This window comes from Sphingomonas guangdongensis (genome assembly GCF_900199185.1).
GTDB classification, from domain to species: domain Bacteria; phylum Pseudomonadota; class Alphaproteobacteria; order Sphingomonadales; family Sphingomonadaceae; genus Sphingomonas; species Sphingomonas guangdongensis.
In genome coordinates, this window is record NZ_OBMI01000003.1 from 900,570 (window position 1) to 912,569 (window position 12,000).

The window sequence follows — 12,000 nt, forward strand, 5'->3', positions numbered from 1 at the left end:
CGTAGGCTGGCATCCATGTCTGTCGGCGATCGTCGCATCGACACAGAGATGGACCCCGGCCTTCGCCGGGGTGACGGCTGAAGATTGGAGCTAAAGCAATGAAGATCGCCCTCGCCGGTGCCGGCGCCTTTGGAGAAAAGCACCTCGACGCGCTTCAGCGGATCGACGGGGTCGAGGTCGTCTCCGTCGTCGGTCGCTCGCTTGAGCCGACCCAAGCCGTCGCTGCCAAGTACGGCATCGGCCACGCCTGCACCGACTTGGCCGAGGCGCTGGAGCAGCCCGGCCTCGATGCGGTGATCCTTGCCACCCCCACCCAGCTCCACGCCGCGCAGGCGCTCCAGTGCCTGGAGGCGGGCAAGCACGTCCAGGTCGAGATCCCGCTGTGCGACAGCCTGGCGGACGGCGAGGCGGTGCTCGCCAAGCAGCAGGAGACCGGGCTGGTCGCGATGGTCGGCCACACCCGCCGCTTCAATCCGTCGCACCAGTTCCTTCACCACAAGATTGCGGCCGGTGAGCTGAGCGTCCAGCAGATGGACGTCCAGACCTATTTCTTTCGCCGCAAGAACATCAACGCGAAGGGCGAGCCGCGGTCGTGGACCGACCACCTGCTGTGGCACCACGCCGCGCACACGGTGGACCTGTTCGCCTACCAGGCCGGGCCGATCGTGGAGGCGCACGCGCTGCAGGGGCCCAAGCACCCGGAGCTCGGGATCGCGATGGACATGTCAATCCAGCTGAAGGCGGAGTCGGGCGCGATCTGCACCCTGTCGCTCTCGTTCAACAACGATGGTCCGCTCGGCACCTTCTTCCGCTACATCTGCGACAACGGCACCTGGATCGCGCGCTACGACGATCTGGTGACGGGCAAGGAGGAGCCGGTCGACCTGTCGGGCGTCGCCGTATCGAACAACGGCATCGAGCTGCAGGACCGCGAGTTCGTCGCCGCCATCCGCGAAGGGCGCGAGCCGAACGCCAGCGTGGCGCAGGTCATCCCCTGCTACCGCGTGCTCGACCGCCTGGAACAGCAGCTCGGCGCATGAGGACGCAGGTCGCGATCATCGGCAGCGGCCCGTCCGGCCTGCTGCTCGGCCACCTGCTCCGCGCGAGCGGGATCCACTGCGTGGTGGTCGAGCGGCAGACCCGCTCCTACGTCGAGAGCCGGATTCGCGCGGGCGTGCTGGAGACGGTGACGACCGACCTGCTCCACCGGCTCGGCATCGACGCGGGGCTGAACGCCAATGGCTTGCTGGAGGAGGGTTTCGCCCTCGCCGACGGCGACCGGCTGTTCCGGATCGAGATCACCAGGCTCACCGGCAAGCACGTCACCGTCTATGGCCAGACCGAAGTGACCCGCGACCTGATCGCCGCCGCGCCGGAGCGCGGGCTGGAGATCGTGTGGGAGGCGGGCGATCTTGCCATCCACGACATCGACGGCGACCGGCCGAGCGTCACCTTCACCAAGGACGGCGCTGAGCAGCGGATCGAGGCCGACTTCATCGCCGGGTGCGACGGCTTCCACGGCCCTTCCCGCAAGGCGATCGCCGCGGCGGGCGGCGCGGCCGAGTTCGAGCGCGAGTATCCGTTCGGCTGGCTCGGCATCCTGGCCGACGTGCCGCCGTGCCATGACGAGTTGATCTACGCCAACGGCCCGCGCGGCTTCGCGCTCGCTTCCATGCGCTCGCCGACGCGGAGCCGCTACTATATCCAGGTGCCGTTGACCGAGAAGCTGGAGGAATGGCCGGAGGACCGGCTGTGGGACGAGCTTGCCGCGCGGTTCGATCCGATTTCTCAGCACGGCGTCACCCGCGGACCCGCACTCGAGATGTCGATCGCGCCGCTCCGCTCCTACGTGTTCGAGACGATGCGGCGCGGGCGGCTGTTCCTGGCGGGGGACGCCGCGCACATCGTGCCGCCGACCGGAGCCAAGGGGCTGAACCTCGCGGCATCGGACGTCGCGTACCTGTCTGACGCGCTGATCGCCCATTATCGCGACGGCAGCGACGCCGCACTCGACGCCTATCAGGCACGCGCGCTCGCGCGGATTTGGAAGGCGGAGCGGTTCAGCTGGTACCTGACCAAGCTGATGCACCGCTTCCCCGACGACGGCACGTTCGAGCACCGGATGCAGTCGGCCGAGCTCGATTACGTCGCCTCCTCGCCCGCCATGCAGAAGGTGATAGCGGAGAACTACGTCGGGTTGCCGCTGTGACCCTCCCGACCCGGCAACTCGGCACACTGACGGTGTCGGCGATCGGGCTAGGATGCATGAACCTCAGCCACGCCTATGGCACGCCGCCACCGGCAGATGAGGGCGCACGGCTGCTCAACCGCGCGCTCGACCTAGGCGTCACCCTGCTCGACACCGCGGCGCTCTACGGCGGCGGCCGCAACGAAGCGCTGATCGCCGACGCGGTTGGCCACCGCCGCGGTGATTACGTGCTCGCGAGCAAGTGCGTGCTCGGCCTGCGCGAAGGGAAGCGCATCCTCGACGGGTCGCCGGAGGCGATCGCCTGGTCGATCGACCAGTCGCTCCAGCGGCTGCGCACCGACCATATCGACCTCATGTACCTGCACCGCGCCGATCCGGCGGTACCGATCGAAGACTCCGTGGCTGCACTGGTGCGGGCCAAGGAGGCGGGCAAGATCGGCGCGTTGGGTCTGTCGGAGATGGCGAGCGACACGATTCGCCGCGCGCATGCCGTGCATCCGGTCACCGCTGTCCAGACCGAATACTCGCCTGCCGTGCGCAATCCCGAGATCGCGGTGCTGGAAACGTGCCGTGCGCTCGACATCGGCTTCGTCGCCTTCTCGCCGGTCGGGCGCGGGCTGCTCGCCGGCGGTGTTCGCGACGACGCCTATGCGAGCGGCGACCTTCGCCTCTCCATGCCGCGCTTCACGGGCGAGAACCTGCGGCACAATCTGTCGATCGCCGCGCGGTTCGCCGATCTTGCCAGCTCGCTCGGGATCACGCCCGCGCAACTGTCGCTCGCCTGGCTGCTGGCGCGCGGCGCAATTCCGATCCCGGGCACCACCAGCGTCGCTCACCTGGAGGAGGACGTCGGCGCGGCGGAGGTCACGCTGCCGGCTGAGGCGATCGCCGCAGTCGAAGCGATCCTGCCGCCGGGCAAGCTGCGCGGCGCCCGCTACCCGCGCGCGGCGCAGGCGCAAGTGACGACGGAGACGTTTCCGGACGAAGAACTCGCCTGAGAATGCTTGCATCACCTCGCTCCGATGGTATGATCCATAACAATAGGAGAGAGGACTTATGGCGACAGCAGTTCTTGAGCGCACGTTCGAGCGGCACAACCCCGTCACCGGGGAGGTCGCGACCACCGCCCCGGCAGCAACGATCGACGACGCGAACGCGGCGGTCGAGGCGGCCGCGGCAGCCTTCCCCGCCTGGTCCGCGCTGGGGCCGAACGCGCGCCGCGCTGCGCTGATGAAGGCGTCGGTCGCGCTGGAAGCACGCGCCGACCAGTTCGTCGATGCGATGATGGGGGAGATCGGCGCGACCGAAGGCTGGGCGCGCTTCAACCTGATGCTCGCCGCCAGCATGATCCGCGAGGCGGCGGCGATCACCACCCAGATCGGCGGCGAGGTCATCCCCTCCGACAAGCCCGGCTGCATTGCCATGGCGCTGCGCGAACCGGTCGGGGTCATGCTCGGGATCGCGCCGTGGAACGCCCCCATCATCCTGGGCGTGCGCGCGGTCGCGGTACCGCTCGCCTGCGGGAACACGGTGGTGCTGAAGGCAAGCGAGCAGTGCCCGCGCACCCACAGCCTGATCGCGGAAGCGTTCAACGAGGCGCTGCCCGCGGGCGCCGTCTCGATCGTCACCAACGCACCGCAGGATGCGCCGGAAATCGTCGGCGCGCTGATCGACCATCCGGCGGTGCGCCGCATCAACTTCACCGGATCGACCCATGTCGGACGGATCATCGCCAAGCGCGCGGCCGAGCACCTCAAGCCGGTGCTGCTGGAGCTGGGTGGCAAGGCACCGCTCCTCGTGCTGGAGGACGCCGACCTGGATGAGGCGGTCAAGGCCGCGGCATTCGGCGCGTTCATGAACCAGGGCCAGATCTGCATGTCGACCGAGCGGATCATCGTGGTCGATGCCGTCGCCGACGCCTTTGCCGCAAAGTTCCGCGAGAAGGTCGGCACCATGGCGGTCGGCGATCCGCGTGAGGGCAAGACCCCGCTGGGCGCGGTGGTCGACCAGAAGACCGTCGACGTCGTCCGCGCGCTGATCGACGATGCGCTGGCGCAGGGCGCCGAGCAGCTGGTCGGCGGCGAGGCGAACGGCGTGCTGATGCCTGCCCACGTCATCGATCGTGTCACGCCCGAGATGAAGCTGTTCCGAGACGAGAGCTTCGGCCCTGTCGTCGGCATCGCCCGCGCCCGCGACGAGGCGGAAGCGATCGAGATGGCGAACGACACGGAATATGGGCTGTCGGCGTCTGTCTTCACCCGCGACACCGCCCGCGGCCTGCGAGTCGCGCGGGCGATCAAGTCGGGTATCTGCCACGTCAACGGTCCGACCGTTCATGACGAGGCGCAGATGCCGTTCGGCGGCGTCAAGGCGTCCGGTTACGGGCGCTTCGGCGGCCGCGCCGGGATCGACGCCTTTACCGAGCTGCGCTGGGTGACGATCGAGACGCTGCCCGGCCACTATCCGATCTGAGCAGGTCCGGTGCTTACCTCAGGCCCCCTCCTGGTGGCGGTCGCGGCGGCGGCGCAGGTCGCCCCGCCACGGCTGGCCCACGCCTTCACCGTGTCGGTGGATGTCGGCGCTCCGCAGGAGCAGGGCCGCGTCGACGGCAAGCGGATGCGCTTCGTGCCGATCACCGGGGGGCGGGTGTCCGGTCCACGGCTGACCGGCACGGTGCTCGCTGGCGGCGGCGACTGGCAGGCGCTCCACGACGACGGGCTGACCGAGGTACGCGCGCGCTACTCGATCAGGGCCGATGACGGCACGATCATCGACGTTGTGAACGAAGGGGTTCGCACCGCCACGCCCGAGGTTGCCGCCGAGCTTGCCCGTGGCGCTCAGGTCGATCCGTCACGCTACTACTTCCGCAGCAATCCGCGCTTCACTGCGCCCACGGGCGCACACGGCTGGCTGCGTCGCACCCACTTCGTCGCGGTCGGCATTCGCCGGCCGGCTAATGTCGAGATCCAGGTCTTCGCCGTCGAGTGACGGCCACTTTATCAGGGGAACAATCATGGCAGAAACCAGCAGCAACGGCGTCGTCGCCTATGAGGTCGTCGACCGCATCGCCTGGGTGAAGTTCAATCGCCCGGACAAGCGCAACGCGATGAGCCCGACGCTCAACCGCGACATGATGGAGGTGCTCGACGCGCTCGAGTTCCGCGACGATGTAGGCGTGCTGGTACTGAGCGGCGAAGGCGCTGCCTGGACCGCGGGCATGGACCTCAAGGAGTATTTTCGCGAGACCGAGGCCGACGGGCTGAAGGGCACCCGCAAGGCGCAGCGCGAGAGCTACGGCTGGTGGCGGCGGCTACGCTGGTACCAGAAGCCGACGATCGCGATGGTCAATGGCTGGTGCTTCGGCGGTGGCTACGGTCCGCTGTTTGCCTGCGACCTGGCGTTCGCGGCCGAGGAGGCAAAGTTCGGGCTCAGTGAAATCAACTGGGGCATCCTGCCGGGCGGCGGTGCGACCAAGGTTGCGGTCGAGCTGCTGCCGTTCCGCAAGGCGATGTACCACGCGATGATGGGTGAGAACATCGACGGCAAGACCGCCGCGGAATGGGGCCTGGTCAACGAGGCGGTGCCGCTCGCCAGGCTGAAGGACCGCGTCGCCGAAGTCGCGAGCGTGCTGCTCCAGAAGAACCCGGTCGCGCTCAAGGCGACCAAGGATGCGGTGCGCCGCGTGTCGCTGATGAGCTACGAGGACGCCGAGGACTATCTGGTCCGCGCGCAGGAGGCCGCCAACTCCTACGACAACGAGGGTCGCAAGGAAGGCATCCGCCAGTTCATCGACGAGAAGAGCTACAAGCCCGGGCTCGGCGCCTACGACCTGTCGAAGCAGCAGGCGAAGAGCTGACGCCGTCCACCCTGCCCTGCCCTGACGCCGGATCTCTGACCCATGCCTGATCTTTCCCGCCTGCTTGCGCCCCGTTCGGTGGCGATCGTCGGGGCGTCGCCGACCCCCGGTTCGCTTGGCAATTCGGTGCTGATGAACCTGGAGCGGCACGGCTATGCCGGTGCCATTCACCTCATCAACCCGAAGCGGGACGAGATCGGCGGTCGGCCATGCCTGAAGTCGATCGCCGACCTGCCCGACGGAGTCGATGCGGCGGTGCTGGCGATCCCGGGTCCGGCGGTGCTCGACGCGGTGCGGGCGCTCGCGGACCGGGGTGTGGGTGCGGCGGTGATCTTCGCCGCCGGCTTTGCCGAGGGTGGCGAGGAAGGCCTGGCGGCGCAGCGCGAGGTAGCCGAGATCGCCCGCGCCCGCGGGATGGTCATCGAGGGTCCCAACTGCCTCGGCATGACCAACTTCAAGGCCGGGGTGCCGCTGACGTTCGTGGAGACGCCGCCGCACCCGATCACCGGTGCGGGGATCGGCATCGTGTCGCAGTCGGGGGCGATGGCGGTGGTGCTCGGCACGACGCTGATGGCGAAGGAACTGCCGATTACCCTCACCGTCTCGACCGGCAACGAGGCGGCGAGCGGGGTCGAGGACTATGTCGAGCACCTGCTCGGCGATCCGGACACCCGCGTGATCGGGATGATCGTGGAGCAGTTCCGCCAGCCGGCACGCTTCCTGAAGCTGGCGGAGGCTGCCCGGGCGGCAGGCAAGACGATTGTCCTCCTGCACCCGGGCACCTCCAGCGCGGCGCGCGAGTCCGCCGCGACCCACACCGGCGCGATGGCGGGCGACTATGCCCTGATGCGCGCCAAGGTGACGCGCGCGGGCGTGGTGCTGGTCGAGGGACTGGAGGAGCTCGGCGACGTGCTCGACATCGCGTTCCGCGCCAACCCGGTCGCGCAGGGCGGTACCGCGGTGCTGACGGAGAGCGGCGCGTTCAAGGCGCTCACGCTCGACCTCGCCGAGCGGATCGGCCTGCCGCTGCCGGCGATGGGGGACGCGACCGCCGCTGCGATGCGCGCAGCCATCCCCGACTTCATCCCGGTCAGCAACCCGATGGACCTGACCGCGCAGGCGCTGGTCGACCCCGACCTTTATCGCCGCACGCTGGAGCCGCTGCTCGCCGACCCCGCCTATGCTGCGGTCGTACTCGGAATCATCCAGACCGACGAGACGACGGCCGCGCGCAAGTTCAAGCCGATCATCGAGGCGATCCGCACGCTCGCGCCCGACAAGCCGGTGCTGTTCGCCGGGCTGGACGACGGCGCGGTGTTCGACCCCGGTTATGTCCGCGACCTGCGCGCGCTCGGCGTGCCCTATTTCCCGACGCCGGACCGCGCCTTCCGCGCGCTTGCGCAGCTCTCCCGGCTTGCCGCGCGGGATGCGAGTCGGGTGTCCGACGCACCGGTCACCATAGAGGTGCCCGCCGGCGTGATCCCCGAGTATCAGGCGAAGGAACTGCTGGCGCCGCTCGGCATCGCCTTTCCCGCCGGCGGTTTCGCGCGCGACGCAGCCGAGGCGCAGGCAATCGCGACGCGCGTCGGCTATCCGGTCGCGATCAAGGCGCAGGCGGCCGCGCTAAGCCACAAGAGCGACGCCGGCGGCGTGATCCTGAATATTGCGGACGATGCCGCGCTTGCCGCAGCCTGGAACCGTCTGTTCGCGAACGTTGCCGCCTATGATGCCGGGATCGCACTCGACGGTGCGCAGGTCGAGAAGATGGGCGCGCGCGGGACCGAGCTGATCATCGGCGCAAAGAGCGATCCGGAATGGGGACCGGTGATCCTGGTCGGCTTCGGCGGTGTTCAGGCCGAACTGCTCCACGACGTCCGCCTGCTCGCACCCGACCTGCCGCCCGCGGCGATCGCGGCCGAGCTGCGCCAGCTGAAGAGCGGCGCGCTGCTCGACGGCTACCGCGGGTCGCCCGCGCTCGACGTCGACGCGGTCGCCACGCTGGTGGCGGCACTCGGCCGCGTGCTGCTCGGCACACCCGCGATCCGGGAGATCGACCTCAACCCGGTCGTGGTGTACCCGAATGGTCAGGGCGTGGTCGCGCTCGACGCGCTGATCCTGGCGGCCGACTAGCGGCTCAGCGCTCGCGCGCCTCGATGCGGGAGAGCAGCGCGATCAGCTGCGCCCGGTCGTCGGCCGACAGGTCCGCCATCATCTGATCCTCGTGCGATCGGATGCGGGCGAGCGTCGCCGCGAGCACTTCCGTGCCGCTGCGGGTGATGGTGAGCGCGAAGGCGCGGCGATCGTCGGCGGCGACCGTCCGGTCGATCCAGCCCTGTTCCACCACCTCGTTGATCAGCGCGACCATGTTGGCGCGCTGGATGCCGAGCAGGCGACCGGCGGCGCCCTGGTTGATTCCCGGGTTCGCGTCCACCACCGACAGGATGCCGAACAGTACCTGCCGCACACCCGTGCCCGCCACCGCGCGCGCGAAGTCGCTGCCGACCGCGTTGGATGCGCGCCGCAGGTGGTACCCCGCCAACTCCGCCAATACCCCCAGGTCGGAGCCGTCGCGCTCCTCGATCATCTGTGTCGCCATCGCCCCTGTTTCCTTCAGACCGACCGGGCGCGCAAGCCAAGCAGCGCAAGAAGCGCGACAATCGACCCCATCGCCATCAGGATCGCGACCGTCTGCAATCCGTAACCGGCCGCGAACAGGAAGCCGGCGACGGCGGGCGCGAGCGCGGAACCACCGCGTCCCACCCCGATCGCGAAGCCGGTGGCGGTCGCGCGCACGTCGGTCGGGAAGCTCTGCGCAAGCAGGCCGTAGAGCCCGACGACGCCGGCGTTGGTGCAGAAGCCCGCCGCCGCGGCGACCAGTGAGAGCTGCGCCAGGTCGGCCTGCCCCGCCCCGAACAGCGTCACCAGAACGGCGGAGGCAACCATCGCGACGATCGTCAGCGTCCACAGCCGCACCCGCGCGGTGAGCAGCCCGAGCAAGAGCGAACCGCACGCGCCCCCGACATTGGCCCAGACCAGTACGCCCGCCGCCGAGGCAGGCGCGAACCCGCGGTCGTTCACGATCTGCGGTATCCACTTCAGGATGAAGTAGAAGGTCATGATGTGCGCCAGATAGGCGAGCGTCAGCAGAACGGTAGTGCGGACCAGCGCCGGCGAGAACAGCGCCGCGATCGGCAGGCGCGCACGCGCACCGGTCGGCGCGGGCAGGCTGTCGACCGTGCCGTGACCCATGCGGGTCAGTGTCCGGTTGATCGCGTCCAGCGTCCGCGGCCCGCGCCGCTCGAGCTCGAAGGCGATCGACTCGGGTGCGAAGAAGTAGACGATCGGGATGAACGCGAGCGTGACAACGGCGCCGAACTCGAACACCGCCGTCCAGTCGTAGAGCCGCAGCAGCTGCGCCGCAATCGAGCCGCCGATGATCGCGCCGACCGGATAGCCTGCCGCCATCAGCACCACCGCCAGGCTGCGCCGCGCGGCGTTGGACGCCTCCGCTACCGCCGCGTTGGTCGCGGCCAGCATCCCGCCGATGCCGAGCCCGGTCAGCACGCGCCAGACCGAGAGCGTCGCGATGTTCTGCGCAGTGGAGGCGAGGAACATGCCGGCTGCCATCACCACCAGGCAGCCGAGGATGGTTCGGCGTCGGCCGATCCGGTCGGCGACCCCGCCCAGGATGATGGAGCCGATCGCCATCCCGACGAGCTCCATCGACAGCACGATGCCGAGCGCCGCGCGGTCGATCCCCCAGTCGCGGGTGATGCCGGGTGAGGCGAAGCTGATCGACAGCACGTCGAAACCGTCGAGCGCGTTAAGCCCGATCATGACCGACACAACGACCCACTGGAACCGCGACATCGGCCGCTGATCGATAATGTCCCGCGGATCCGCCATGCCGCCTTCCCCTCCGTTCCGTTTCTTCGCCTACCGCTATGCCAGACAACACCTAGCGGCAAGTGCCCGCTTGCCACGGACACGTCCGGGTCCGCTCAGCTACCCTCGAGCAGCGCGGCGACACGTCCGAGCAGGTCGACGATCCGTGCTCGGAGCGCGGGCGTGTCGCGAGTCTGGGGGTAGGCCACGCTGAACGCGCCTGCGACCTCGCCGCCGACGATCGCGGCTCGCCCGATCCCGATGATGCCGAGGTCGTACTCGCCGATGGTGACCGCCACCCCGTCGCGGCGGGCGATGGCGAGTTCGGCCCGCAGCACCGCCTCGTCGGTGACGGTCCGCTCGGTAAAGGGCAGTCGCTCGCTTTCCTTGAAGTAGCGGTCGAGCTCGGCGTCAGGCAGCGCCGCCAGGATCGCCTTGCCGGCCGCGAAGCCGTGCAACCCGTTGTGGGCGCCGGGCGGAACGGCGTAGCGGAGCGCCTGCTCGCTGGTCTCGGTGACCAGCGCCTCCAGCTGCCAGCCATCGCGCACGAAGAAGGAGCTAGTTTCGTTCAGCTGCGTGCGCAGCGTGCGGACGAGCGGCGCCGCGCGATCGGCCAGGCTGAAGCCGCGCTCGCGCAGTCGCAGCCGCTCCAGCCCCGCCCCGGGCAGGTAGCGTCGCCCGTCCCGCGCGAGGTAACCGCGCGCGACCAGCGTGGAAAGCAGGTAGGACAGGCTGCTGATTGGGATGCCCAGCCCGGTCGCGATCTCCTGCGCGACCAGCGGCTGGCCGCGCGCGATCACCAGCTCGATGATGTCGAGCGCACGGTTCGCGGACTTGACCCCGCCTTGATCCCTGTCAGCCATCCGCCAATCATGACGGAGTGCGGCGGCGTGATCCAGCCGCACTCGCGCCCGTCAGCCCCACACCTCGCGCGCGACATCCTGAACCAGTCGCAGCTTGGCCGACTGCTGCTCCACCTCGATGTCGTTGCCGTGGACGGTGGAGGAGAAGCCGCACTGCGGCGACAGCGCGAGCTGGTCGAGCGGGGCGTGACGCGCGGCCTCATCAATGCGGGCACGGATCTCGGCTGCGGACTCGAGCGCGCCGAGCTTGGTCGTGACGAGCCCGAGCACCACCGTCTTGCCGGCGGGCAGGTGGCGGAGCGGCGCGAAGTCGCCCGAGCGCGGATCGTCATACTCCAGGAAGTAGCCATCGACCGCGAGCTCGTTGAACAGCACCTCGGCGACCGGCTCGTAGCCGCCCTCCGCGGCCCAGGACGAGCGGAAGTTGCCTCGGCACAGGTGCACGGTCGCGACCATGTCGGCCGGGCGATCGCGAACCGAATCGTTGATGATCTGCGCGTACAGTCGCGGCAGCGCATCCGGGTCCATGCCCCGCTTGCGCGCGTTCTCGCGCTGCGTGTCGTCGCACAGATAGGCGAGGTTGGTGTCGTCAAGCTGGATGTAGCGGCAGCCGGCGTCCGCCAGGCTCGCGATCTCGGCGCGGTAGGCAGCGGCGAGATCGGTGTAGAATTCCTCCAGGTCCGGGTAGGTGTCGGGATCGATCGCATCACGCCCGCCGCGGAAGTGCAGCATGGTCGGGGACGGGATCGTCACCTTGGCGGTCCGGCTCGTGCAGCCCGCGAGGAACTCGTAGTCGGCGCGCTGGATGTCGCGGCCGTGCCCGACCTTGCCCGCGATCTTCATGACAGGAGGTGCGTACTCCAGCTCCTTGCCGCCGTGCTGATGGAACTTGACCTGGGTGCCGCCAGCCTCCTCAACGCCGTCGAGCTGGAGCAGGAAGTCGGTGTGGAAGTAGGTGCGACGAAACTCACCGTCGGTCACGCCCTCGTAGCCGAGCTCTTCCTGATAGCGGACGATGTCACGGATCGCGTCGTCCTCGACCGTGCGGAGCGTCGACGCGTCGATCTCGCCGGCCTTGAACGCGGTGCGGGCGTCGATCAGCGCCTTGGGCCGGAGGAAGCTGCCGACGTGATCGGCACGGAATGGGGGCGTCGGCATCCTCTGGACTCCTGGGATTGTAGGTCGGC

General features: G+C 69.2%; 11 protein-coding genes. 7 read left to right on the forward strand and 4 right to left on the reverse strand.

Features of this window, described 5'->3' with window-relative positions:
• The first annotated feature begins 98 nt into the window (after window positions 1-98).
• The 7 genes from CRO12_RS16525 to CRO12_RS16555 are packed head-to-tail and all read left to right on the forward strand — an operon-like array spanning window position 99 to window position 8,195.
• Complete coding sequence (locus tag CRO12_RS16525) at window positions 99-1,040, forward strand: Gfo/Idh/MocA family oxidoreductase (RefSeq protein ID WP_097065001.1); 942 nt, start codon at window positions 99-101, stop codon at window positions 1,038-1,040.
• Window positions 1,037-2,209, forward strand: coding sequence for a 4-hydroxybenzoate 3-monooxygenase (gene pobA / locus CRO12_RS16530; protein ID WP_097065002.1), 1,173 nt, complete (start codon window positions 1,037-1,039; stop codon window positions 2,207-2,209). Before CRO12_RS16525 ends, pobA begins: the two co-directional genes overlap by 4 nt.
• The gene (locus CRO12_RS16535) at window positions 2,206-3,207 is read left to right on the forward strand and encodes an aldo/keto reductase (protein WP_281253424.1); all 1,002 of its coding nucleotides are present in this window, start codon (window positions 2,206-2,208) and stop codon (window positions 3,205-3,207) included. The genes pobA and CRO12_RS16535 overlap by 4 nt, the downstream gene beginning before the upstream one ends.
• 58 nt (window positions 3,208-3,265) lie before the next feature.
• A complete protein-coding gene (locus CRO12_RS16540) occupies window positions 3,266-4,681 on the forward strand; it encodes an aldehyde dehydrogenase (RefSeq protein ID WP_097065003.1) in 1,416 nt (471 codons plus the stop codon).
• A 9-nt stretch (window positions 4,682-4,690) separates the two neighbouring features.
• The gene (locus CRO12_RS16545; RefSeq protein WP_218838909.1) at window positions 4,691-5,197 is read left to right on the forward strand and encodes a DUF3237 domain-containing protein; all 507 of its coding nucleotides are present in this window, start codon (window positions 4,691-4,693) and stop codon (window positions 5,195-5,197) included.
• 25 nt (window positions 5,198-5,222) lie between these two features.
• A complete protein-coding gene (locus CRO12_RS16550; RefSeq protein ID WP_097065004.1) occupies window positions 5,223-6,065 on the forward strand; it encodes a p-hydroxycinnamoyl CoA hydratase/lyase in 843 nt (280 codons plus the stop codon).
• Between the two features lie 42 nt (window positions 6,066-6,107).
• Window positions 6,108-8,195, forward strand: coding sequence for an acetate--CoA ligase family protein (locus tag CRO12_RS16555; RefSeq protein WP_097065005.1), 2,088 nt, complete (start codon window positions 6,108-6,110; stop codon window positions 8,193-8,195).
• 4 nt (window positions 8,196-8,199) lie between these two features.
• Here the strand turns inward: CRO12_RS16555 and CRO12_RS16560 are convergent, their stop codons facing one another.
• The 4 genes from CRO12_RS16560 to CRO12_RS16575 all read right to left on the reverse strand — a co-directional run bounded on the left by CRO12_RS16560 (window position 8,200) and on the right by CRO12_RS16575 (window position 11,971).
• The gene (locus tag CRO12_RS16560; protein ID WP_245858563.1) at window positions 8,200-8,661 is read right to left on the reverse strand and encodes a MarR family winged helix-turn-helix transcriptional regulator; all 462 of its coding nucleotides are present in this window, start codon (window positions 8,659-8,661) and stop codon (window positions 8,200-8,202) included.
• Between the two features lie 14 nt (window positions 8,662-8,675).
• Entirely contained in the window at window positions 8,676-9,971 is a 1,296-nt protein-coding gene (locus CRO12_RS16565) for an MFS transporter (protein WP_097065006.1), read from the reverse strand.
• A 95-nt stretch (window positions 9,972-10,066) separates the two neighbouring features.
• Window positions 10,067-10,813, reverse strand: coding sequence for an IclR family transcriptional regulator (locus CRO12_RS16570; RefSeq protein ID WP_097065007.1), 747 nt, complete (start codon window positions 10,811-10,813; stop codon window positions 10,067-10,069).
• A 51-nt stretch (window positions 10,814-10,864) separates the two neighbouring features.
• Entirely contained in the window at window positions 10,865-11,971 is a 1,107-nt protein-coding gene (locus CRO12_RS16575) for a 5-methyltetrahydropteroyltriglutamate--homocysteine S-methyltransferase (protein ID WP_097065008.1), read from the reverse strand.
• Window positions 11,972-12,000 lie beyond the last annotated feature (29 nt).